Source organism: Mesorhizobium sp. BR1-1-15 (assembly GCF_020165475.1).
Lineage (GTDB): Bacteria > Pseudomonadota > Alphaproteobacteria > Rhizobiales > Rhizobiaceae > Mesorhizobium.
This window is the reverse complement of the sequence record NZ_JAIUIF010000001.1, coordinates 259,387-283,665: the sequence shown is the minus strand read 5'-3', so window position 1 is coordinate 283,665 and position 24,279 is coordinate 259,387. Positions and strand designations below refer to the sequence as shown.

The following is a 24,279-nucleotide window of genomic DNA, read 5'->3' as shown; positions in this document are numbered from 1 at the left end:
TCTCCGCTTTGGTGGACCCGAACGCGACGGGCTGTCTCCCTGGTATCCGGGTGGAGCATCGCTCATCGCGCACGGTCAGGCGCAAGCAAAAAGCTTTCGCCGTGACCGGCCAGGAAAGGTGGCGAACCGAGTGATGTGCACGCGCCAAGACAAGAGATCGCCAGGCAACCCAGCAGCTCGGATTGCTATCTTCATTCCCTCTCTTCGTGCTGGCGGCACCGAGCGGGCAATGCTCACCCTGGCCAGCGAATTTGGCCGGCGCGGCTTGCCGATCGATCTGGTGCTTGGGTGTGCGACGGGCGAGTATCTCGCTTTGGTTCCGAAGACGATAAGGATACAGGACCTCCGGGCCTCGCGGTTGCTGTTTTCCGTATTGGCTTTGATCCGGTATTTGAGGCGGGAGCAGCCGCGGGTGATGCTGACGGCGTTACCCCATGCCAATATCGTTGGCATCGTCTCGTCCATGCTCTCGCTGCGCCGGACACCGATCGTGATATCCGAAAGGAGCAATCTTTCCAGGACCGTCGCCGATACTAAGCTGGTTCGTGAGAAGTTCCTGCCATTCCTCATGCGGCTGACCTATGGTCGTGCCGACACGATCATCACTGTATCGCATGGCGTCGCGGAAGACCTGATCCAGAGCATCGGGGTCCACCGGAGTTCCGTCAAAACGATCTACAATCCGCTGGACATCAAACATGTTGAAGAGCAGGCGGATGAGCCGCTCGATCACCCCTTCGCGGTCGAGGATGGCAGGGTCTTGCTGGTGGCCGTTGGGCGGCTTGATTTCGCAAAAGACCATGCCACGCTCATAAGCAGCTTCGCGCGGATTGCGACGAAGAGGCCCGTCAAATTGGCCATTGTCGGGGAAGGACCGCTGCGGGGATCGCTTCAAACCCTGATCGACGAACTCGAGCTGAATTCTTCGGTCGCTCTGGTCGGCTTTTCGAAGAATCCGTATCCGTGGATGCGGCGGGCAGCGTTGTTTCTTCAATCCTCCCGCAGGGAGGGATTTCCAAACACGATCATCGAAGCAATGGCTTGCGGGACCAACGTGGTGAGCACCAACTGCGAAAGCGGTCCGGCCGAGATTCTGGAGGACGGCAAGTGGGGGCGTCTCGCCGCGGTCGGAGATGCCCAGGGTTTTGCGGCAGAAGTGATGGTCGCCCTTGATGAAGCTGATCCTCCGGACGTCAGGCGTCGGGCGCGGGATTTCAGTGTCGAAAAGGTGGCCGACGCCTACCTGCTCGCGATGGGTGTCGATCCCACGAACGCCGTGGGGAAGGAGCGGTCGTATTAAGATCCTGCACGTCATCACCGGACTTGAGAACGGCGGCGCCGAGGCAGCGCTATACCGCCTGTGCACGGCCGAGCGCAGCCATTCCCATTTTGTCGTCTCGCTTTCGGGTGACGGTAAATATGGCCCGTTGCTTCGCGCGGCCAAAATACCGCTCGCCTGCCTGGCGATGCCAAAGGGAAGGTTGAGTCTCAAGGGGCTCGCCTCGCTCAGGCGCGTGTTCTCGACCTATCGGCCGGACGTGGTTCAGTGCTGGATGTATCACGCCAACCTCGTCGGAGGCGTCCTGGCGCGGCTTGGCGGCATCAGTCCGGTTCTTTGGGGGATGCACAATTGCGGACTGGATCCGCGGGCGGCCTCCTTTACGACCAGGACAGTGGACAGGATATGCGCTCTCATATCCGGTATCATCCCGGCTCGGATTGTCAGTTGCTCGCAAAACGCGTCGCAGCGCCACATCCATGCAGGATATTCGAGCTCGAACTGGACGATCATACCGAATGGCTACGATCTGGCCGTGTTCGAGCCGGACGACCGGGCGCGCGCGCGGCTCCGTCGGGATTGGTCGATAGGTGATGGCCAGTTCGTTATCGGAAACGTCGCTCGCTGGCATCCCGACAAGGACCACCAGAATCTCTTCGCTGCCCTGTCCAGGCTGTCGATGCACAAGAGCCTTCCCTTCAAATGTGTTCTTGCCGGCCCGGGTATGACGGCTGAAAACACTGCGCTTGCCGTGCTGTTGGAGCGCTACGATGTTCGCCACAAGGTGAAGCTTCTTGGGCCGAGCGACGACATTGCCGGTTTGATGAATGCATTCGACATTCATGTGCTGGCCTCCAGCAGCGAAGCCTTTCCGAACGTGGTTGCTGAGGCGATGGCATGCGGCACGCCATGCGTGGCAACGGACGTCGGGGACATCGCGATGCTTGTCGGCAACACGGGATTGATCGTTCCGCCGCGGAACCCTGACGCGTTATCGCGTTCCATCGAGATTATGGTTTCGGAAATTCAGGATACCCGGTCTTGGGCGAGCAGGCGGCAAGCATGTCGCGACCGCATCGCTGCGGATTTCTCGCTTGAGCGGATGGCGCACTCGTATGGCTTGCTGTGGGAGAAATCGTCCCTGGGCCGCTAAGGGGTGAGAACAATACGAATATTCAGATGGCGATGGAACGAAAGTGAAGCACCTCAAACGAGATTATTTTGTTTCGCCATTTGCGCTCACGCCGCAAATGTTGTTGCTTTTGTCGAGCTTGGTCTACTTTGTGCCATTCGTCACCGGGGGATTTCAGTATGTTGATGTCGGCAGAAGGAAGTACGATTTCATATATGACGCGGGCACTGGATATGCCATTGCGCTTTCTCTTTCTTGCATTGCTGCCGCGATGCTGGTCTTCATGCCAAGGCGTCAAGATTTCGAAGTCGAAGGCGACGTTCGGGGAGAGTCGATCGTAATAATTGTGATGCTGGTGGTGTTCGGTGGGATTTCGATAGCAAATCCGGCACTTTTTTCGGCCTCAAAGGCCGATGTTTTGTCATCTACCGGGCGGATCCAGTATGTATTTTACAACAGCTGCATCATCGGCATGGTGTTCGGAGCCCTGTCGGGGTGGAAGAAATCCAGGCTGGTCATCATCTTGAGCTGCCTGGGACTGATGCTTACGCTCTATATCGGGCATCGCTCTTCGGTTGCCATCGCGATTTTAGCTTGTTTGTACATAAGGTACAGGAACATTTCCCTGCTTTTGATCAGGAAAAGATACATAATTGGAGGAATTGGCGCATTCTTTTTTCTTGCAGTGTACAAGGCAGTATATGCAGCAATAAAAGCAGGAAATTTTGAACTTGTAGGTCAGAAAATACAATTCGACCAATTGTCCGATTCCGCTCTCGTGGGGCTGGAGCAGTTCGTGACATTGGCTCACCTGGATCTGGTCGTGAAATATGACTACACCTTGCCGTGCTCGAATCTTTGGCTGGTGCCTCTTTCTCTGTTTCCGTTCTCGGATACGGCCTTTGGCAAGGACGGATGCACCTACAACGAGCAGGTTCAGCCGTTCCTATTTCCGGGTTACAGTGGTGGCGTCGCTGCAAACATCTGGGCGGAGTTCTTTGCCAATTTCGGGTATGCCGGATTTCCGCTGCTCGTTGTCATTCTGTCGCTCGTGTGTGTTGCCGTCGAGGCGATAATCCGCAATGTGCGCAGCGCGACGCTCAAGGCCGGGCTGATCGTGGCCATCGTCCATCTCGCATTCTACATCCAGCGCAAGGAGCTGCTTGGCGCCTTCATCTCCGCCAAGCGAGCCGTTCTCGTTGCGCTTTTCATTTTTGGCTTGGTTTATGTGCACCGGAAGTGTTTTCCACCGGCCCCCGCCGAGGTGATGCCGCAGGGGGCGCGGGCCTTGCGCCGAGACAATGGCTGAGGACGTGACGGCGGTCGCCAAGCCTTCCGGATGGATGCGCGCGCGGCGGATTGCCCGCGACGTTACGTTTACGACGTCCGCAAGCGGAGTGGCCGCGTTGTGCTCCATCCTTGCACTGGCGCTCAACGCACGGTCGCTGGGTCCGGGGAATTTTGGCACACTCGCCGTAATTCAGGCCTATGTGGCGTTCGTTTCCGGCCTATGCACGTTCGAGAGCTGGCAGCCCGTGATCAGGCTGTGCGCGAGGTCGCCTTTGCGTCTGGGACCGGCGGCATCTTGCGGAATTGCCCTCGATGTTTCAGCCGCCCTTCTCGCCACGGTCCTGGCGATAGGCGGGATCTTGCTGTTTGGAGAAGCTGTTGGCGTGTCGCGGGATAATCGCCTTCTGGCGATTATCTACAGCCTCACCTTGTTGGCGAGTCTTTCGGGTACGCCGAAAGGTGTGCTTCGGCTGAACGGCCGGTACGACGTCATTGCCGGCAATCAACTCATGCAAGGGGTTGCCGTGGTGGTTGCCTCTCTCGTCCTTTGGATCCTCGATGCCTCATTGCCGGCCTATGTAATCGTGCTGGCAGCGGTCGGCGCATTCTACAACCTGACGCTGTTCGTTCGCATGCTGCTCTATACCAGGCAGGAGCACATCGAACTGCTCAACCCGCTTCGCTCCCGGTCCAAACGCCGTTTCTTCTGGGCGTTTCTTGCCATGGCCACGGGGACCAGTCTGCTCTCGACGCTTGTGAGCGCCAGGCGGCATCTCGCATTGTTCCTTGTCGCGGGCCTGCTGGGAGAGGTCGCCGCGGGCTCTTATTCGCTCGCATCGCGCCTGGCGACGATGGTTTCCCGGCTGACCGGTCCCTTGAACCAGGTGATCTTTCCCGAAATCGCGAAACTGTCGAAGCAAGAGCCTTCTTCTCGTCTATACCGCTTGAACGCCCGCATCACCGTGGTTTCGGCATGCGCCGCCGCCGGCATGGCGGTTGGGGGGGTGTTGCTGCAAAACCCCATCGTCCTTCTGGCTGGCGGTTCGGCCTACGCCGAAGCTTCGCTGCTCTTTGCCATTCTGTTCGCTTCAGAATGCTTCGGCCTGGCTGGAATGCATCTCAATCCGTTGATCCAGGTCCTGGCCGGGACGAAGCCGCTTTTGAAAATCACGGCGCTGGCGATCGCCATCTATGTTCCGCTTTGCCTGGCTTTGTCCGGATGGATCGGAATTTCAGGCATCGCCTGGGCCGGCTTGCTGGTATCGGCGGCGGTTTATGCAGCGATGATGGTGGTTTCGCATCTATTGTTGAAAAAGCGGATCCGCCCGGCGGAAGATATCTGAAGGCTGATGTTTTGAGATACCTGTTTTGCCTGCCAAGATACCACACCAATGCGGCACCCTGGGTTCGCATTCTGACTTCGGCGGGGCACCATGTTGCGGTCGACGTAGTCGAAACGAGCGTCACCGAGAATCACGCTCTTGTTTCTCCCAACGTGATGGCTCCATCCGCGCTGTCGCGGATGATCATGCGTCGGCGCTCGAGCAACATTCCGAATTCGCCTTTTTCCTTTCCCGGCGTCTTTTCCTACTGGAGGCGTTTGCAGGCCGAAGACCCCGACGTGGTGATCATCCGCGGAGTGACGCGATGGTTTTGCAGGGTCGCGGCACTCTGTTCAATCCTGCAAGGGCGCAGACTGGTCATCTACGACCAGGAGGACGCCAAGCCCCGCGCATGGAGTGGCACTTGGGTTCGAAGAGCCATCTTTCAGGGGCTGGGCATTCCGCATTTCACCTCGCGGCTCTCACCGAACCCTGGCCCGCTCAGGGTCGGCGATGCCATGTCCCTGCCATTCGGGAGCCCTTTCGAGCCGGCCCGGATCGAAGGCCTGGAAAGCAGGCCATTGCAGTGGCCGCCTCGAATCCTGATGGTGGCAAAATACCGGGAGCGCAAGGGGCACAGTTTGCTTCTGAGGGCGTTGTCCGCGATTTCATCCATGCCCTTCTCCCTGACATTCTGCGGCGAGGAGGCAACGAATGCCGACACGGCTTTTTGTCAGGCCTTGCGGCGCGAGGCTCAGGCGCTTGGCGTGGCGGACAGGCTTCGGTTTCAAAACAACATTGCCCATGACGACATGATCTCGGTCTTCTCCGGTCATGATCTCTTGATACTGCCCTCGCGGGCTGAACCCGCGGCGGTGTCTCCCATCGAGGCGTCCTGGGCGGGATGTGCCGTGCTGATGTCGCGAGACAGCGGCACGAGGCACTACATGCCCGAGGGGGCCGCTTTCGATTTCAACCCCGACGATCCGCAAGACATCGCACGCGCGGTCGCGAGGCTGATCGCTCGGCCACAGGATCTGGGGCCTGCAAGGGACGCCTGCTTCGCCCGCATCTCATCGCTCGCCAGTGACGACGAGATCTTGCGGCTGTTCGAGACCTTTGGGCCGGGCAGGGCACGACTGCATACAAGACGGTGAGCGAAACGGCATTGGGAGGCGGGGACGATGCTTGGGATCGGAAGAAAGATAATCATCTCCATCAACACGTCCTGGAATGTCGTCAATTTCCGCAAAGGCCTCATCGAGGCGCTGCAAGGGCGGGGCTATGAAGTGGTGGTTGCGGCGCCCAGGGACGAGTATTCGCGCCTGATCCCGCCGATGGGCTGCCGGTATGTCGAAATCGAGATGGATAATTCCGGCACCTCGCCGTTTCGCGACATGGTGCTTCTGTGGCGCTACTGGCGCCTGCTGCGCCGCGAGAGGCCGCTGGCGTTTGTCGGCTTCACCATCAAGCCCAACGTGTTCGGATCGCTGGCGGCAAACCTCAATGGCATCCCGGTCATAAACAATGTTTCAGGGCTCGGCACGGTTTTCGTCCGTGGCGGCCTTCTCCAGAAAATTGCCAAGGTCCTGTACCGGCTGGCGTTGGCCCGTTCGAAAATAGTCTTCTTTCAGAATGACGACGACAGGATGCTGTTCGTCGGCGAGCGCCTGGTCCGCAAGGAACTGACCGCGCTGCTGCCGGGCTCCGGGGTCGACCTTATTCGCTTCTCTCCGGCGCCCCGCCAAAGCCAATCGTCCGGCGCGATCGTCTTTCTGCTGGTGGCCAGGCTTCTCTGGGACAAGGGCGTGGGCGAGTTCGTCGAGGCAGCTCGTGAGATGCGCCGCAACATGCCCGGCGCGCGCTTCCAGCTTCTTGGATTCCTCGATGTCGAGAACCGCACAGCGGTCAGCCGTGCGCAGGTCGAGCGATGGGCAGGCGAAGGCCTGGTCGAGTATCTCGGAACCACCGACGACGTCCGTCCCTTCCTGGACGCGGCCGATTGCGTCGTCTTGCCCTCCTACAGGGAAGGAACGCCGCGCTCGCTGCTGGAAGCAGCCGCGATGGGCAAGCCGCTGATCGCGTCAGATGTGCCCGGCTGCAGGGAGGTGGTGGACCACGGCGTCAACGGCCTGCTGTGCAAGGTGAAAGACGCAGGCGACCTCGCAAGCAAGATGCTCGAATTCGCAACGATGGACGCCGCATCCAGGAACAGGATGGGTATGGAGAGCCGAAGCAAAGTGGAGCGGCAGTTTTCGGAACGGATCGTCATAGAGTGCTACATGACGCAGATAGGGAAGCTCAATGCCTCGCCATGCGATGAACCGGGCCGGCGTGTAGTTGAACGCGGTTGAAGTTCGAGCGGCGCTAAGCTTGTCTTGCTGCATTGCAGATCGGGACTCAGCTTTCGAGGGTGCTCGGCCTTGATCAAGTTGGCTCGGTGTAATCAGCATGAAAAGGGAATCGTAACTTCTCTTTGGAGGGCCAGACATCCATCGCCGACAGCTCGGGATTATTTATACGTAATTGCTAAAATGACGTGTTGTTCAGGTCAAACTTCTCCGCATCGTGCGACACGGGTTGGAATTGTGGCAAAAAAATGTTAGGCGCTGATGTCACACCTTTTGATCTGGCATATCCGGGATGATTTGAAGGAAAGGCGAAGCGGATGAATGTCATCATTAGAACCGCAGTGAGCGCGTTGGTTGCCGCGAGCGGTTTCACTTCGGTTTCATCTTTCGCCCAGGACGTATCCTGCAGCTGCGCTGCCGCCTATCGCGGCCCGGCGAGTGCGATTGGATCCATTCGTTCCGCCGATGGCGAGGTGATGGTCTCGCAGTCGGTCGGCTATGGTCCTGCAAAGGCGGGGAGCACTCTCGGCCTTGGCAGTCGGGTGGTAGTCGGTACCGAGGGTTCGGCATCCGTACTTGTTGGCGGCTGCAACATGAATGTACCGGCGAATTCCAGTCTGGATGTTTCACGCGTGGGCGGCAACATCTGTCTGAAACTCGTGGGTTCAGAACGGACGGCGGCCATCCAGCCGTCCGGTGGCACAAGTGGGTTTGGCCTGCCCGAAGGGATTTTCGCCGGTGCGCTTGTCACCAGCGGTGTGTTGGCGGCGACGCAGGATGACGACAAAGCGGTCAGTCGCTGAGGGGCGGACCACCGTGAGTGCTGGTGAGTTCTTTGAGTGTTGTTGATCGAAGGGGTGCGTAAGCGATCCGTTCCGGGGGCGGGTCGTTGGTTCGAAGGGGGGTAGAAATGACCGGGCATCATCGGGTTGGGGTTGTCTTCGCTTTTATCACGCTCGCCGGGGGAGGTGCCTGGTTTACAGCGTCTGATGCTGTTGCCCAGTCGGCACAGACATGTTCGTGCCTGGCCGCTGCGCCCGTGTCTGGCATTGTCGGCCAGTTCACCCAAGTCCGGGGTGATGTGCAGATGTCGCAGGCCGGCGGTTACGCCGGGGTGGGCGCGGGAGCGCCGATTTATCCAGGCGCGCGCATCATGACCGGGCCGCAAGCATCGGCTTCTTTGGCCATCGGCGCCAATTGCGCGCTTGATGTTCCGGCCAACGCGACCGTCAGCATCGATCCGGTGCAAGGCGGTATGTGCGTCTCGCTTGATGCGCAGGAAGCTGCTACCGGACCTGCCAATTCCGGGCCCGGCATTTTGCCGGTGCTGTTGGGCGCCGGCGCGGTTGGTGGCGGTGCCGCACTGGCTATTGGATTACAGGATGACGACGACGCAGTCAGCCGCTAGCCAAGGTCTGGTCTCGCCGGTTTGCGCAAGCTCGGGCGCGATAGTGCAGAACCAGTTGCTCACGCCATTGGAAAAACGAGCGAAGAAGCCGGGAGCCAGCTGTGCGGGCCATTTCGATGGACTGCCCAAGCTGTTCAAGAGTGGGGCTCTGTGATGGGCATTCTCGATCTCGGGGGAAGTGGCGCGGGGATGCCGGCACTGCTTGTATTGCTCGCCCTCTCTGCTTGCGCGAGCAGTTCATCATCGTCCACGGGCTCTGTCGATGCGCTGCAGCCGACATCGTCCTCAACGGCGCTTGCCGGGGGCGGCGCGCTACAGATGGTGAAGGATCTGCCGGCACCGCAGAATACACAAAACGGCAGCGAGCAGCCGCTGTCTGCCAACGATGTACTCGAAGTCAGCGTATTCCAGGTCGACAACCTGAACAGGACGGTTCAGGTGGACGCCGGCGGCCAGATTTCCCTTCCGCTTATCGGGACGATGACAGCGGCCGGCAAGACGGTCCGCCAGCTCGAAAAGGATATCGAGACAGCCTATGGCGCAAAATATCTGCAATCGCCGGATGTGACGATTTTCGTCAAGGAATCGATAGGCCAGCGCATCACGGTCGACGGTGAGGTCAACAGGGCCGGCATCTATCCGGTGTCCAGCAGCGCCTCCTTGCTGGATGCGATCGCCCTTGCCGGAGGCTTCAACGCCATCGGCGATGCCGGCAAGGTCTTCGTCTACCGCAATGTCGGTCAAAACAAGCTGGTCGCAAACTACAATGTCGAGGAAATCCGCGCCGGCAAGAATCGCAACCCGCGTATCTATGGCGGCGACGTGGTCGTGGTTTTCGCTTCGAAGTCGAAAATCGCAATGAACAATTTGAAGGATGCCCTGGGCCTCGCGTCGAGCGCGGCCCGAATTGCGGTCATTCCGTAAGGGAGGCCTGGCCGGCCAGGGTACGGACAACCAGGATCACCTCGCGCATGCTCGATCGCAACAGGCAGCCCCAAATCGCCGGTCCTCGACATGGCCAGGCTTTGTCCGCGGACCTCTATTATGACGGGGCGCAGAATTATAGTCCTTACGGTCGAGACTATGCCGCTCACGACGAGAGATTCAATCCGCTCAAGCTGCTTTTCTATGTCGTGCAATATCGCTGGCTGATTGTCATGATGGCGGTGGCTGGCCTAGTTGCCGGTATCATAGTGACAATGATGCAGACGCCGAAATATCAGGCAACGACACAGCTGGAAGTCCTGGTCCCTTCGGCAAAGGTTTTTCAGGACATCGAAGTGGTTTCCGAAAACAGCGACTTACGCGCGTTTCTGACCGCTCGCGAGAAACTGAAGAGCCGTGCGCTGGCCCAGCGCGTCGTGTTTCAGCTGGGGCTCTCCGAAAAACCGGATTTCCTGTTCCCAACCCCGAGCTTCTCGCTCAGCAACATCCTCTACCGTGCATTCGGAATTTCCAAATCGCCTTCGATCCAGGAAAAGACCCCCGAAGAGCGAGAGGCAATGGCGATCAAGCGCGTTCTGAAGGATCTGACGGTCAACCTTGTGACCAACACCAGCTTGCTGTCGATCACCTTCATCGACCAGAAGCCCAGATACGCAAGCGACGTCGCCAACCAGGTCGCGCAGAGTTTTATCGATCAACGTCTCGACCAGACCAGCGAGACGTCCGATCTGGCGAGACAGTTCATCCAGGAACAGGTCCTGCAGGTCAAGCAGAAGCTGCAGAAGTCTGAGGAGGAGCTGGTCGCCTATGCGAAGGATGCCGGCATCACCGTCACCGGCGACGACAAATCGCTGATCGGATTGAACATCGAGGCGCTGAACACAGCGCTCGCGACCGCTATCCAGGATCGTCTTGATGCCGGTCGCGTCGTGGACCAGATAGACAAGGGGCGAGGCTCCAGCCTGTCGCCGGTTCTGGAGAGTGATGGCTTACAAAAACTCAGCGAAAAACTCGCGGACCTCAAGAGCCAATATCAACAGAAACTGAGCATTCTGAAGCCTGGCTTTCCGGAGATGCAGCAACTCCAGTCGCAGATCAAGGAGCTGACGCGGCTCTATAATAACGGCGTCCTGGCGATAACCGATTCGCTGCGCCTGAAGTACCAGGAAGCACAGAACAAGGAAGCCGACCTCAAATCCAAGCTCGCCGAGATGGAAAAGCAGCAGGTCGTCTTCAATGACAAGAACATAAAATACACCATCCTCAAGCGCGAGGTCGATTCCAACCGGTCGCAATATGACAGCCTCATCACCAAGCTGAATGAAGTAGGCGTCAGCTCCGAGCTCAAAACGCAAAGCGCAGCCATCGTCGATTTCGCGACCCTGCCCGTAAGTCCCTATTCTCCGCGCCTGATCATCAATCTGGCGATCGCGCTAGCGCTGTTCATGGCTCTCACTGCATCGATCATCTACATCATCGAGCTGCTGAACAACACCTTCACCAACCCCGAGCAGGTCGAAAGGGAGCTGGGGCTGGCCATGCTCGGCATCCTGCCGCTCGTCGGTGACCGCGAACTGACGGCCAGCATCGCCGACCAGAAGTCCGGGCTATCGGAAGCTTATCGTTCGCTGCGAACGTCGCTGCAATTCTCCGGCGCGGAGGGCGCGCCGCGTTCGCTGCTGGTGACCAGCTCCGAGCCTTCCGAAGGCAAGTCGACGACCTCGTTCAAGCTCGGCCAGGATTTCGCCGCCCTCGGTGCGAAGGTCTTGCTTATCGACGGCGATCTGCGCAAACCGAATCTTCATCGGCTGTTCGGTCTCGACAACGCGATCGGGTTGAGCAATCTCCTGACGAATACCGTGCGCAAGGAAGATGTGGCGGGCATATTCAGGACGACCAAATATCCCAACGTGACCGTGCTGACGTCCGGAACGATCCCGCCCAACCCTGCGGATCTGCTTTCATCGCCGAAGATGGCGCTGATCGTCACCAATCTCGGCAAGCGTTTCGATCTCGTCATCATCGACGCTCCGCCGATCGTCGGCCTGTCCGATGCGCCCATTCTCAGCCGGCTTGCCGAGGGCACACTGGTGGTCATTTCCACGAACCAGGTGACGCGCAAGGCGGCCAAGACGGCGCTGAAACGCCTGCGCGCAGCCGGAGCGAACGTGATCGGGGCGGCAATGTCGAAATTCGCGGTGAACAAGTTCGACTACAACTACGCCTATAAATACATGAACTACCAATATTACGAACATGGCGCGGGCACGCCGAAGATTGAGGGCAAAGTCGATGACGGAGCAGGCCAGCCCTCTCATGCAAAATCTCCTGCGTTCAAGCGTTTGGTTCGTCGCCTCCGTTCTGGTGTTGATGGCTTCGTCGATCGGGCTAAGTCGGCTCCTTGAGGAGGGAACGCCGAGCGTGTCTCTGGCACTGGACCCGCTGAACGCAGATGCCTTGATAGACGAAATTGCCGGCGAGCTGAACGAAACGAGCGTCGATCTCGGCGCCTTGGCCGCCAAGGCCAAGAATGCGCTTCGCTTCAATGTCGCGGACGCCCGTCTCTACAGCCTGATCGGTGAGATCAGATATCGGCAAGGCGAACAGGCCCAGGCTTTCGAACTTTTCGACCAGGCGCGAAAACTGTCCAAGACTGAAATCCATGCGCTGCAGAGGTCCATCGATCGCTCGATCGCGGCAGGCGATCTGGCGAGGGCCGTGGGCGAGATCGACACCTTGCTGCGCCGGTGGCCAGACCAGTTTTCGGCCATCGCCCCAGGCTGGCCTGCCATCCTTTCCAATTCCGACGGCTATCAGGCCGTGCTGGCAGCCCTGGAGGCAGAGGCGCCGTGGCGTGGTAAGCTTTTTCTCGCCCTTGGCCAGAACCCGCAAAGCCTGGGACCTGCAAACCAGCTGCTGCTCGATCTCGGACGCACGGATGCGCCCCCGAAATCCAGCGAATTGTCCGCCGTTATCACCGGTTACATCAAGCAGAAGGACTACGGCCCGGCCTATCGGCTGTTTCTTTTCAGCCTGTCCGATCGGGAGCGGAAGCTGGGCGGCTATATCTTCAATGGCGGCTTCGAGCCGCTCTTCAGCGGCAAGCCGTTCGACTGGGTGATACACGACCGATCTGGGCTGGAGATCACCTTTGCCGGATCGCAGGGCGCGGGTGAAAGTGAAAGCGACAGCAACAGCGGGGCGACGGTTCGATTTCTAAACACGCCGGTCAAGAACGCTGCGCTTCAGCAATATGTCGAATTGCCCCCCGGTTCTTACCGGATGTCCATGACCGTGTCCGCAACAAATCTCAAACTGCCAAAGCAGCTGTTCTGGTCCGTCAGATGCGCGGACCCGTCAAGCGAGATAGCGCGCTTCAACATACCGGAAGGCACATTCAACCGGCGAAGCCTGAGCCTGGATTTCACCGTCGGACCGGCTGCGTGTCCGATACAGTTGCTGAGGCTGGAAACAGCCGCAATTGCCGAGAGCTGGCGGTTTCGATACGTCGGCACGCTGGTCATGCACAGATTGAGCATCGAGAGGGTGTCGTCGTGAGAGCACGGTCACGGCAGCCCGGGCAGTGGGACAAATACCTGCTTGGGTCGGTTCTTTTCCTGTCCCTGCTGATTGGCGGCGGCACCGCGAGCAGCCTCTACACCGAAACGCTGATCGAGATCGCGGCGATTCTCTCGGCCGCGGCCATCCTGTCGCGGCCCAGCGGACAAACAATTCCCTGGGCGATCTTGTGGCTGATTGCTCTCGGCCTAGCCGTGTTCTGCTTCCAGATCGTTCCGCTGCCCGGGGCCTTGCTGGACGGGTTGCGGCCCGAGGTGCTGCTTGTCAGACCCTGGCTGGATGGTGAAACGCAATCGCGCTTCGTCAGCGTCGGCGTCGGGCGCACGATCGAGTGCATGTTGTATTTCGCCGCCGCCGCGGCATTTTTCCTCGGCGTCACCCGCCTGCGCACCGAGGAGGTCTACGGCCTTGTTCCCTTCTTTTTCATGGGCGTCATCTGCAATGGCCTGGCCGCGGCGATCCAGTATTCGCTCTCCGATACCGTCGCCATAGAAGGATTGCTGCCGTTTACGATCAATGCGGGCCTGTTTGCCAATCAAAATCACTTTTCGGCCTTGCTCTTCGTCTCCATCCCATTCGTGGTCTATTATGGCTTGTTCCGTGGACATTTTCTGTCCGGATCGCTTGGGCTGACGATGCTCTTGCTGCTTCTTCTGGCAGCCGGCTCGCGCGCCGGCATTCTGATCGGACTGGTGATCACCGCGATATCAGTTGTCTTCCTGTCCGCTCGCTCAAGGGCGGGCGGATATGGCATTCTTGCGGTTTTCATCGGGCTTTCCGTCTACACGATCGGCGCATGGGCGAAGATCGATGCGAAAGTGGTCGATCCGGCTTTCGGCAGGGCGGAGTTTGCTCGCACCACGATCGATGGAATGAAAGAGAACTGGGTGACTGGCGTTGGTTTCGGCAGCTTTCCGAAGGTCTATCAGATATACGAAAAAGCCGGAATGATTTTCAGAACTTATGTAAATCATGCCCACAATGACTACCTCGAATTGGCACTTGAGGGCGGCATACCGGTCGTTTTGTTAATGATTGTGTATGCCATATTGCTTTTCGCCTCGTCGGTCCGGATTCGCCGGGAGCCGTTACAGAAGGCTGCATTTCTGTCGGTGTCGTTTTTGCTCGTTCACTCTCTTGTCGACTATCCCTTGCGAACCGCAGCACTCGCGATGACGTTTGCCTATTTGAATGCGATCGTCTTTCACAAGGGTTTTGCCGAGCGGCTGAACCAAAGGCGCGAGATGGGCGAGGTAGGCCATCACGATGAAGACAATCTGCTTGTCCCGGCCAGGACCTCGGGCCCGGCAAGGCAAGGGCGGTTGGCGGGGGCCGGGGACACTCGCTCGGCCCCTTCGTCGGGCACCAGATTGACAAGCCACGGCATGAAACCTAAGCACGGGCGGCTTGTGTCAGGGGAGGGGACTTAGGCATGTCAAGGAGAGTTTCTTGAAAGGAATTATCCTTGCTGGAGGCAGTGGAACGCGCCTTTATCCGCTAACGTTGGCGGTCTCCAAGCAAATCCTCCCGGTATACGACAAACCGATGATCTATTACCCGCTGAGCGTTTTGATGCTTGCGGGGATTCGAGAGATTCTGGTCATATCCACGCCGCGGGACCTGCCGGTTTTCCGCGAGCTGTTGGGCGATGGATCGGAATTCGGGCTTGAGTTGTCCTACGCCGAGCAGCCGCAGCCCAACGGGCTTGCGGAAGCGTTCATTATCGGCCGCGATTTCATCGGCGCGGACAGCGTTTCGATGATACTGGGCGACAACATCTATTTTGGCGACGGATTGTCCAAGCTTTGCCGCACCGCGGCATCGCGCGAAAGCGGCGCTTCGGTGTTCGCCTACCATGTCGAGGATCCGGAGCGCTATGGCGTGGTGTCCTTCGACAAGACCACTGGAACCGCGCTCACGATTGAGGAAAAACCACAGAAGCCGAAATCCAACTGGGCCGTCACCGGCCTTTATTTCTACGACAACCAGGTTGTCGATATCGCCTCAAGGATTCGGCCCTCGGCTCGAGGCGAGCTCGAAATCACGGCGATCAACAATGCCTATCTCGAGCGTGGCCAGTTGCAGGTGCATCGGTTGGGGCGCGGCTATGCCTGGCTCGATACCGGCACTCACGACAGCCTGGACGATGCTTCTTCGTTCGTGCGTACAATCGAACGTCGCCAGGGCATCAAGGTCGCCTGTCCGGAGGAAATCGCCTTCGAACAGGGCTGGCTGAGGGCCGATGAAGTGTTGCAGCGGGCAACCCGCTTGGGAAAAAATGAATATGCCGCTTATCTGCGCCGTCGCGTGGTCGAGTTGTCGGAGGACTAGATGCTGGAGGTGAGACCCCTTGGCATCGAAGGTCTGCTCGAAATCATTCCGAAGCGGCACGGCGATGCCCGTGGCTACTTCACCGAAACCTGGAACGCCGCACGCTTCGCCGAGGCCGGCCTCGAACTCGCCTTTGTCCAGGACAATCACTCCTATTCCGCCGCGGCCGGTGTCGTCAGGGGATTGCACTATCAGTTGCCGCCACGTGCCCAGGACAAGCTGCTGCGCGTTGTCAGAGGCAGCGTCCTGGATGTCGCGGTTGATATCCGCCGCTCCTCGCCGACATTCGGAAAATGGGTTGTCCTCGAGGTCTCGGCCGAGAAGGGCAACCAGATCCTGGTGCCCAAGGGCTTCGCCCACGGCTTCATGACGCTCGTGCCCGATACCGAGGTGCTGTACAAGGTGACCGACACCTATTCGCCCGAACACGACCGCTCGATCCGTTTCGACGACCCCGCCATTGGCATCGAATGGCCGCCGCCGCCTGGCGGCTTCCAGCTTTCTGACAAGGACCTCAAGGCGCCGCTGCTCGCCGCCGCCGAGGTGTTTGCCTGATGAACATTGCCAGATGCACGGGGATAGCGGCATGAACTTTCTGGTGACGGGCGGGGCCGGCTTCATCGGTTCGGCGGTGTGCCGGCATCTGTGCGCCAACCCGGCCTACCGGGTGACCAATCTCGACAAGCTGACCTATGCCGGCAACCTGGCCTCGCTGCGGCCGATCGAAAATGCACGAAATTACAGCTTCGCCCAGGCCGACATCTGCGACGAGCGGGCGGTGCTCGACATACTGCGCCGCGGCGATATCGACATCGTCATGAACCTCGCCGCCGAGAGCCATGTCGACCGCTCGATCGATGGGCCGGGCGCCTTCATCGAGACCAACATCGTCGGCACCTACCGGATACTCAACGCAGCGCTGGAGTACTGGCGCGGCCTTTCCGACGACAGGAAGGGCCGTTTCCGCTTCCATCACGTCTCGACCGACGAGGTGTTCGGCGACCTGCCCTTCGATGGTGGCATGTTCGTGGAAGAGACGCCTTACGCGCCGTCTTCGCCCTATTCCGCCTCCAAGGCGGCCTCCGACCATCTGGTGCGCGCCTGGCACGAGACCTATGGCCTGCCGGTGGTGCTGTCCAATTGTTCGAACAATTACGGGCCCTACCATTTTCCCGAAAAGCTGATCCCGCTGGTCATCCTCAACGCTCTCGACGAGAAGCCGCTGCCGGTCTACGGCGCCGGCGCCAATGTGCGTGACTGGCTGTTCGTCGAGGACCATGCGCGCGCGCTGGAACTGATCGCCACCAAGGGGCAGCCGGGCGAGAGCTACAATGTCGGCGGCAATTCGGAACGCACCAATCTGGGTGTCGTCGAGACGATCTGCGATCTGCTCGACGCCAGGCGCCCCCGGGCCGGCGGCAAAAGCCATCGCGACCTGATCTCTTTCGTCACCGACCGTCCCGGCCATGATCGCCGCTACGCCATCGACGCCTCCAAGATCGGCCGCGACCTCGGCTGGGCGCCGAGGGAGAATTTCGACAGCGGCCTGGCAAGGACGGTCGACTGGTACCTGGACAACAAATGGTGGTGGGGACCGATCCGCGAACAGCGCTATGCCGGCGAAAGGCTGGGCGAAGCCCGCAAGGCGGCCGTGTGAGGCTCGCTGTCACCGGACGCGAGGGCCAGGTCGCGGCAAGCCTTCTGGGGGCTGGGCGCGGGCGCGAAGGCGTCGAGATCATCGCCATCGGCCGGCCGCAACTTGACCTCGCGCGGCCCGGGACCGTGATCGACGCCATAGCGGCCGCCAAACCCGATGTCGTCGTGTCGGCAGCCGCCTACACGGCGGTGGACCAGGCCGAGGACGAACCTGAGCTCGCCTTTGCGGTGAACGCCGCCGGCGCCGGCGAGGTGGCGCAGGCGGCGGCTCGGCTCGGCGTGCCCGTCATCCATCTGTCGACCGACTATGTCTTCGACGGCACCAAGGACGGTCCCTATCTGGAAACCGACGCGACCGCGCCGATTGGCGTCTACGGCGCCTCCAAGCTTGCCGGCGAACAGGCGGTGGCATCAGCCAATCCGCGCCACCTGATCTTGCGCACGGCGTGGGTCTACAGCCCGTTCGGCAAGAATTTCGCCAAAACCATGCTGAGGCTGGCCAGCGACCGCGACGAGATACCGGTTGTGGCCGACCAATGGGGAAATCCCACTTCCGCGCTTGATATCGCTGACGCGATCCTGCATGCGGCAGCACGGCTGCACCGCAACGAGGATTTCGCCGCGTGGGGCATCTATCATCTGGCCGGCACGGGCGAGACCAACTGGAGCGGCTTCGCCCGCCATATCCTGGACATAAGCGGTGGGCTCGGTGGCCCCTCCGCGCGGGTGCGCGATATTGCTGCGACGGACTATCCGACCAAGGCGCGCCGCCCCGTCAATTCCCGGCTGTCGAGCGCGAAGTTTGCCTCCGTGTTTGGATGGAGTGCGCCGGTACTGCGGAAGTCGGCGCGGGAGGTGGTCCGTCGTCTCCTGAGCAGGTGACCTGACGGGCTTTGACTGCATCAACAACCAGCAACCGGCGGGGATTCACCGGCTGCCACAGTGCGAAACCGTATTCAGCGTCGGCGGTTATCGAGTTGGTGATAGAGATCGGCGTATGTTTTTCCCATCCTGTCAGCTGTAAAGAGGCGAACGTAGCGATCGCGAGCAGCTCGCCCCCAGTTCGCTGCCTCGACCGGCGAATCGACGACCTGGTTGATGGCTTCGGCAAGGCGTGCTGGATCGGAAGGCGGTACGACCAACCCGGTCTCGCCGGCTTTGTTCACATAACTTGTTCCCGTTCCGATCTCGCAGGAGATCATCGGTTTACCGCACATCGCAGCCTCGACGAGAGAAAGCCCGTAGGCTTCCGACCTCTGGTTTGACGGAAAAACGAACCCCAGGCAGTTGTGGAGGAGCGCCATCTTGTGCCGCTCGGCCACCTCGCCGAGGAATATCACATTGTTGCGACGCAACGTTTTGGCCTGAAGCTTGAGCCGCTCTTCGATAGGCCCTGATCCGGCAATAACGATCTTGCACCTGACTCTGTCGGCCGCCTGAACCAGCACGTCCAGCCCCTTATAGTAGCGCAGGACGCCGACGAAGAGCACGAAAGGCTCCGTCACCGCCGCTTGGCACCATCTGTTGTCGGCTTCGGTCGGCGTGGGATAATCGGTTTCATTGATGCCGATTGGGATGATCGCCGATTTGCCCTCCAAGGCTCTGAGAACGGGGCTCGATTTCAAATAGTCCGGAGATGTCGCGACGATAGCGTCCACATCCCTGAGGAAGCGCAGCATCAGCGGCCGATAAAGAGGCAGCAAAAGCCTCTGTTTGACGATGTCGGAATGGTAGGTGACGACGGTCGGTTTGCCATGACGGGATTGAAAATGCACCATGTCCATGAGTGGCCATGGGAAATGGTAATGTATGAGGTCGGCTTTCCCGGCGAGCGCTCCGAACTTCCGAAAGACGTCAAGCGAAAACCCGGTCGACGCCAGTTCGAAATCCAGCCTGGCTTTTCGGGCCATGTGCCCGTCGAGATGCTGCGTGTTCTCGTTCGGAGCACGGCTCAAGGAGAGCACTTCGGTTTCGATGCCGCGGCTGGCGGTGCTTTGAGCGATGGCATGTATCGTCCGCTCCACCCCGCCAAAGGTATCGGGCCAGTATGTCTTGAAGAAATGCAGCACTTTCAAATGTTGGTCTTCCGTCTTTGCTCGATGGCGAGTTCAAAAATCTGAAGCATACCCTTGTCCGTGTCAGCGCTTCCTCGCGGCGAGGGCCAATTCGAACACCGCAACTAGGTCTAAGGCACTTTTTCTCCAGTCGAACCGGAGCGCGTTCAGGGGCGCTTTCTCAGCCAGCCGCGAGCGCAACGCATTGTCGAGTGCCAACCGGCCCATCGCGGCGGAAATATCCTGGACGTTGGTCGGGTCAACAAGAATGGCAGCTTCGCCAGCCACCTCGGGCATGGAAGACATATTTGAAGTTACAACAGGCACCCCAACCCCATTTGCTTCGATAATTGGAAATCCAAAGCCTTCGTATAATGACGGCATGACAAGAAACTTCGCTCGGCGATAGAGGACAGCGAGATCGCTGTCCGTGACATATCCCGTAAGTCGCACATCCGATTCGATTTCGAGGCGCACCATGCGCTCGCGCAGGTCGCCGAGACGCCACCCCTGACCCCCCGCTACGACGAGCAGCAGATTTTTCCTGACCGGCTCCGGAAGCAGCGCATATGCTTCCAGGAGACTTGGCAAGTTTTTGCGGGGTTCAAGTGTGCCGACAAAGAGGGCGTATTCGCGGTCGATGCCTTTGTCCGCAAGCACGCTGTTGGTCCCGCCATCCTCCAGGCGCGTTAGTCCAGGGTACACCACGTGCAGCTTCTTGGAGACCTGTGGATACAGCATTCGAATGGCATCGGCCGTAGAGCGCGAGACTGCGACGATCTTATCCGATGAAAATATTGCAGGTCGCATGAGGAAGCGATCGCCGAGCCAGCCCTGCAAACGCATTGTCGATGCCGCATGGTGCCATACGAGATCGTGAATGGTCACAACGCGGGGGATATCCGGATCCAAGCTAAAGGGCAATCTGTGTGCAGGCCCCCAAAAGATGTCGATTTTGTCGCGGGCGGCCAGTTTGGGCAAGATGGTTTGACCCCAAACCATGCGCCTGAAATTGCCTGCATGATCAGATATCCGAAACGTACCGCCCGATAGACGAGACAGATCCGACACCGGTCGCTCCGGGAGATACAGAAAGATTTCGTGACCGGCTTCCGCCAACCCACGGCACATCTCCAGCACATAGCGGCCGATGCCTGTGAGATTGTGGACAAGGTTGCGGGCATCAATGCCGATTTTCATGAATCGGACCGTTTTTTCTGTTCGAGCCTGAAAGGAAAGCGGCTGGCGCTGTCTAGCCGTGGGCTCGACGGGCCGGCGTGCCTGTATACACGCCGGGCACTTCAATGTCTCGGACGACCGTTGCGCCAGCGCCGATGATGACATTGTCACATATGCTGATCCGATCAATCACGGTCGCACCTGCGCCAACCAGAACCTGTGTGCCTATTCGGCAGCGGCCTGCAACGGTCGCATTGACGGATATATGCGAAAAATCACCGATCACGCATTCGTGGTCAACGACTGCGCCGCTATTGATGATGACGCCCGGCCCGATCTTTGTAAGCGGTCCCAAATGGGCCTGATGAGCGACCAGTGAGCCTTGCCCGATCTCACATTGCCTCCCGACAGAGGCAGTCGGTGCGACGAGCGTCGCAAGAGGAAGAAGCGCGCTCCCGCATTGCGCGCGTCGCCGCGCATTGTCACCCGAGCCCGGAAACATGAGCCAACCGGCGCCGGCGGCATTGCTGGGAAGAACAGCGACAGCAGGAAAGCCCGCAAATTCCTCACCGGCCTTCGCCTGGTCATCGATGAAAATCAAATCATCGAACCCTGACGACAGCGCTATATCCCCTACGCTACGCGCATGGCCGCCAAAGCCCAGAATGAAAAGGCCTTTGCTCATAGTGACGGCGTCATGCCTTTCTGCTCTGCTATGACATCAAGGATGCGGATATGTTCCTTAACAACATCCTTCCACGTACGTTTCGCGAGAACATCAAAAAATTGGCGCTGCTGAGCGTAGAGGGCATCCCGGTTTTGAAGTGCCCATTCGATCTTGTCGGCCATTGCCTTCCAATCATATGGGTCGAACAAGGTGGATTCTCGCAGTGCCGGATCGACAACAATCTCCCTGGTCACCTCAATGTCGCCCATGACAACGGGAGTTCCTACGGACAACGCCTCTGTAATCGTGAATGGCATTCCACCTTCGGAAAGCGATGGATTTACCGCAAGGTCAGCGCACTTGTAGAGGCGGCAAGCTCTACCGGACCCCGGGATGAACGCCGACCAAGACAGATTGGGTGGGCATCGACATCACTGCGCCAATCCATTCACTTTTTTGTATGCCTTGATCGCGGGCCCTATTGCGCCGTCAAACGCAACCGCTCCATGATGAAAAACAACACCTCGCTCACAAATGGAACTCAGCGTGCCAAAGTCGTGTGAAGCGAGCAACAGAATCTCCGCCTGCTCGACAAGATCCAGGATGCGTTTGCGCGCTTTTCCCATAAAATTCGCATCACCGGCACCGATCACCTCGTCGAGGAGGAGAATGTCACCGCCGACCGCTGTCGAAATCGCGAAGGCGAGGCGCACCTGCATGCCAGCGGAATAGGTTTTGATCGGATAGTCGATAAACTCCCCGATATCGGCAAAGGCGACAACCTCGTCCTCTATCGAGCGCATGAATTTGGGCGAGAGACCAAGGAGAAGTCCGCGGTACAGGATGTTCTCCCGGCCGGTGGCATCAGGCTCGAAACCCAAACTCAGGTCAAACAAAGACCGGACGGTCCCCTCGACCACGCGCTTCCCGGAAGATGTCGGGTATAATCCTGCCACCATCTTGAGGAACGTGCTCTTGCCGGCCCCATTGTGTCCTAAAAGGCCAACGCGTTCGCCGGGACCAATGTCCAGACTAACATCCTTCAATGCGTGGATGTCGACGATCTTCTTGCCTCCTCCGTTCAACGTCGCGAGCGACGCCAGCATGGATTTCAACGACCGCTCGCTGAAGCCGACGGATGCATAATGGAGGTTTACCGACTCGAGGTGAATCCGGTTTGTCATAGGTAGAAGATCACCCTCTTTTCGGCGGACCTGCCCACGAGTGCTGCGATCAGCATGAGCACTGCGATAGTCCCGAAGCACCACAGGTAATTGGCAGCGACGGGCCATTCACCATGCAGGAGTGGAGCGCGTACGATCTGGAGGAGGTGATAAAGCGGATTGTAGTCCAGAAGGACATGCAGATTGCCTTTGCGGAACACCGAAGTCTCGAAATAGATTGGTGAGACAAACCATAGGGCTTGCAATATCAGGCCAAGCGCATGCGGCAGATCGCGAAAACGGGCAGAAAAATATGCCATTATCGTCGCCCACGGCCAGACAATCAGACCGATGATCGGGAATATCGTGAGGGCGGCAAGCCAAGACCAGCCGAAATTCTGCGGCATAACGACAAGCACCCAACCGATGAGGCTGATGCTGGCCAGGGCAAGCACCATAAGCCCGGAAATAACGTTTCGAAGCGTATATATCGCTAACGGGTGACGTGTCTGCTTGATGTACGCGTCGGCTTGGACGAAAGCCAATGCGCCTCCACTTACATTGAAGACGATGTACTCCCAGATGATGACCCCGGAGAGAATGTAGGGCGCATATTCCGAGATCGCGGCGTCGAAGATGCGACTGAATACGATGGAGATAAGGATCGTTAGGCCCAGAGGCTGGATAATCGACCACAGGACACCGAAGAAGGACCTTCTCCAGCGACCGCGCAGATCGGACATCGCGAGATGCATCCAAAAATATCGCGCGGCCCAAATGCCCCTAAGATACTCGTTCACAGGCCATTTCCTTAACGCAAAGTCACCGCGGTCGATCCTCGAAATAACCGATGATCGAAGAACATATGCGGTTCAACTGTTCCTCGGTCAGTCCGGGGTAGCTCGGCAGATTGATGCCACGCTTGCTTACGCTATCGCCATTCGGAAAGGCCCGGTCAGAATAACAGTGCGGCATGTGGCTGGCTAAGGGGAAAAACGGGCGTGTCTCGATTTCGTCGTCGGCAAGACGCGCACGCAACCGATCTCGATCCTCAACGTGGTCAACGACAATCGAACACATCCAGTGCGAATGATTAACGTCGCCCACGGGATCATGGGTCCTCAAGGGAAGCCCGGACAGTCGGGTCCGGTATATCTCTGCGATCTGCTGCTTGCGGTGGATGATCTCTTCAGCCATCTCGATCTGGGCAAGCCCGATCGCCGCCTGGATATTGGTCATCCGATAATTGTAGGCGAGCATGTCGTGCCAGTATTCGCGGGTCGGCGAGACACCTTGGCTTTTCAGGCGCCGACACTTGTCCATCACCTCAGCCGATCGCGCCAGAACCATTCCGCCTTCGCCAGTTGTGATTGTCTTGTTCCCGAAGAAACTGAAGGTGGCAACATCACCAAACGTGCCGACATGCCGGCCTTTCCACCGGGTCCCGAAGCCTTCCGCGCAGTCCTCGATGAGCAAAAGATCGTGATCGCGGCAAAGGCCCGAGATCGCATCCATATCACAAGGATGGCCATACAAATGCACCGCCATGACCGCGCGGGTTCTCGGGGTTATAGCGTCACGTATTGCCTGCGGATCCACCTGCAGCGTGTCTTCCAACGAATCGACGTAGACCGGCGTCGCGCCGGTCTGCAAAATGGTGTTGACCGACGCTATGTAGGTGAAGCTTGGAACGATGACCTCGTCGCCGGCACCGATGCCCAATGCATCCAACACAAGGTGGATGGCTACGGTACCGTTTGCCACGCTTGTCGCCTCTTTCGCGCCTACATACTCCGCAAAAGCCTTTTCAAATCGGGATATGAAGGCTCCACGTGAGGAAATCCAACCCGTAGTCAAGCACTCGTTGACATACGCCGGTACGTTTCCGCTGAGGTATGGCTCATATACTGGAATTCGTGCCAT

23 protein-coding genes are annotated in these 24,279 nt (G+C 58.8%); 16 read left to right on the top strand and 7 right to left on the bottom strand.

Going from position 1 to position 24,279, the window contains the following annotated elements; genetic code table 11:
- The first annotated feature begins 133 nt into the window (after window positions 1-133).
- From LB541_RS01345 to rfbD, 16 genes are all read left to right on the top strand, one after another.
- The gene (locus tag LB541_RS01345; RefSeq protein WP_224617642.1) at window positions 134-1,300 is read left to right on the top strand and encodes a glycosyltransferase; all 1,167 of its coding nucleotides are present in this window, start codon (window positions 134-136) and stop codon (window positions 1,298-1,300) included.
- Complete coding sequence (locus LB541_RS01340) at window positions 1,182-2,432, top strand: glycosyltransferase (protein WP_224617872.1); 1,251 nt, start codon at window positions 1,182-1,184, stop codon at window positions 2,430-2,432. Before LB541_RS01345 ends, LB541_RS01340 begins: the two co-directional genes overlap by 119 nt.
- A 43-nt stretch (window positions 2,433-2,475) precedes the next feature.
- Window positions 2,476-3,720, top strand: coding sequence for a hypothetical protein (locus LB541_RS01335; RefSeq protein WP_224617640.1), 1,245 nt, complete (start codon window positions 2,476-2,478; stop codon window positions 3,718-3,720).
- Window positions 3,713-5,044, top strand: a complete 1,332-nt coding sequence (locus LB541_RS01330; protein ID WP_140655787.1) for a lipopolysaccharide biosynthesis protein — start codon at window positions 3,713-3,715, stop codon at window positions 5,042-5,044. Before LB541_RS01335 ends, LB541_RS01330 begins: the two co-directional genes overlap by 8 nt.
- A gap of 155 nt (window positions 5,045-5,199) precedes the next feature.
- Entirely contained in the window at window positions 5,200-6,180 is a 981-nt protein-coding gene (locus tag LB541_RS28590) for a glycosyltransferase family 4 protein (RefSeq protein WP_318012595.1), read from the top strand.
- Window positions 6,181-6,207: 27 nt separating this feature from the next.
- A complete protein-coding gene (locus tag LB541_RS01320) occupies window positions 6,208-7,377 on the top strand; it encodes a glycosyltransferase family 4 protein (RefSeq protein ID WP_140629325.1) in 1,170 nt (389 codons plus the stop codon).
- 314 nt (window positions 7,378-7,691) lie between these two features.
- Window positions 7,692-8,177, top strand: coding sequence for a hypothetical protein (locus tag LB541_RS01315; protein WP_224617638.1), 486 nt, complete (start codon window positions 7,692-7,694; stop codon window positions 8,175-8,177).
- 107 nt (window positions 8,178-8,284) lie between these two features.
- Window positions 8,285-8,782, top strand: coding sequence for a hypothetical protein (locus LB541_RS01310; RefSeq protein ID WP_140514868.1), 498 nt, complete (start codon window positions 8,285-8,287; stop codon window positions 8,780-8,782).
- A 21-nt stretch (window positions 8,783-8,803) separates the two neighbouring features.
- Window positions 8,804-9,706 carry a polysaccharide biosynthesis/export family protein gene (locus LB541_RS01305; protein ID WP_224617636.1) on the top strand — a complete coding sequence of 301 codons (903 nt, stop codon included), beginning with the start codon at window positions 8,804-8,806 and terminating at the stop codon, window positions 9,704-9,706.
- Window positions 9,707-9,753: 47 nt separating this feature from the next.
- The gene (locus tag LB541_RS01300; RefSeq protein ID WP_140520780.1) at window positions 9,754-12,132 is read left to right on the top strand and encodes a GumC family protein; all 2,379 of its coding nucleotides are present in this window, start codon (window positions 9,754-9,756) and stop codon (window positions 12,130-12,132) included.
- Complete coding sequence (locus tag LB541_RS01295) at window positions 12,020-13,285, top strand: tetratricopeptide repeat protein (RefSeq protein WP_181167191.1); 1,266 nt, start codon at window positions 12,020-12,022, stop codon at window positions 13,283-13,285. The genes LB541_RS01300 and LB541_RS01295 overlap by 113 nt, the downstream gene beginning before the upstream one ends.
- Window positions 13,282-14,736, top strand: coding sequence for an O-antigen ligase family protein (locus LB541_RS01290; protein ID WP_224617635.1), 1,455 nt, complete (start codon window positions 13,282-13,284; stop codon window positions 14,734-14,736). The genes LB541_RS01295 and LB541_RS01290 overlap by 4 nt, the downstream gene beginning before the upstream one ends.
- 19 nt (window positions 14,737-14,755) lie before the next feature.
- Window positions 14,756-15,637 (top strand): glucose-1-phosphate thymidylyltransferase RfbA, encoded by an 882-nt coding sequence (gene rfbA, locus LB541_RS01285; RefSeq protein ID WP_140555907.1) that lies wholly within the window; start codon window positions 14,756-14,758, stop codon window positions 15,635-15,637.
- On the top strand, window positions 15,638-16,192 hold the full coding sequence (rfbC, locus tag LB541_RS01280; protein ID WP_140555906.1) for a dTDP-4-dehydrorhamnose 3,5-epimerase: 555 nt from the start codon (window positions 15,638-15,640) through the stop codon (window positions 16,190-16,192).
- 31 nt (window positions 16,193-16,223) lie between these two features.
- Window positions 16,224-17,294, top strand: coding sequence for a dTDP-glucose 4,6-dehydratase (gene rfbB, locus LB541_RS01275; RefSeq protein WP_140555904.1), 1,071 nt, complete (start codon window positions 16,224-16,226; stop codon window positions 17,292-17,294).
- Window positions 17,291-18,175: a dTDP-4-dehydrorhamnose reductase gene (gene rfbD / locus LB541_RS01270; RefSeq protein ID WP_140555903.1), complete on the top strand. Its 885-nt coding sequence runs from the start codon at window positions 17,291-17,293 to the stop codon at window positions 18,173-18,175. Before rfbB ends, rfbD begins: the two co-directional genes overlap by 4 nt.
- A 74-nt stretch (window positions 18,176-18,249) precedes the next feature.
- Here the strand turns inward: rfbD and LB541_RS01265 are convergent, their stop codons facing one another.
- The 7 genes from LB541_RS01265 to LB541_RS01235 form a co-directional block, all read right to left on the bottom strand.
- A complete protein-coding gene (locus LB541_RS01265; protein WP_140555901.1) occupies window positions 18,250-19,368 on the bottom strand; it encodes a glycosyltransferase in 1,119 nt (372 codons plus the stop codon).
- 63 nt (window positions 19,369-19,431) lie between these two features.
- Entirely contained in the window at window positions 19,432-20,547 is a 1,116-nt protein-coding gene (locus LB541_RS01260; RefSeq protein ID WP_224617634.1) for a glycosyltransferase family 4 protein, read from the bottom strand.
- Window positions 20,548-20,599: 52 nt separating this feature from the next.
- Window positions 20,600-21,211, bottom strand: coding sequence for an acetyltransferase (locus LB541_RS01255; protein ID WP_140897159.1), 612 nt, complete (start codon window positions 21,209-21,211; stop codon window positions 20,600-20,602).
- Entirely contained in the window at window positions 21,208-21,588 is a 381-nt protein-coding gene (locus LB541_RS01250) for a glycosyltransferase (RefSeq protein WP_224617869.1), read from the bottom strand. The genes LB541_RS01255 and LB541_RS01250 overlap by 4 nt, the downstream gene beginning before the upstream one ends.
- A 36-nt stretch (window positions 21,589-21,624) precedes the next feature.
- A complete protein-coding gene (locus LB541_RS01245; protein WP_140494856.1) occupies window positions 21,625-22,377 on the bottom strand; it encodes an ABC transporter ATP-binding protein in 753 nt (250 codons plus the stop codon).
- The gene (locus tag LB541_RS01240) at window positions 22,374-23,111 is read right to left on the bottom strand and encodes an ABC transporter permease (RefSeq protein WP_140495057.1); all 738 of its coding nucleotides are present in this window, start codon (window positions 23,109-23,111) and stop codon (window positions 22,374-22,376) included. Before LB541_RS01240 ends, LB541_RS01245 begins: the two co-directional genes overlap by 4 nt.
- Window positions 23,112-23,178: 67 nt before the next feature.
- Window positions 23,179-24,279, bottom strand: a complete 1,101-nt coding sequence (locus tag LB541_RS01235) for a DegT/DnrJ/EryC1/StrS family aminotransferase (protein ID WP_140762647.1) — start codon at window positions 24,277-24,279, stop codon at window positions 23,179-23,181.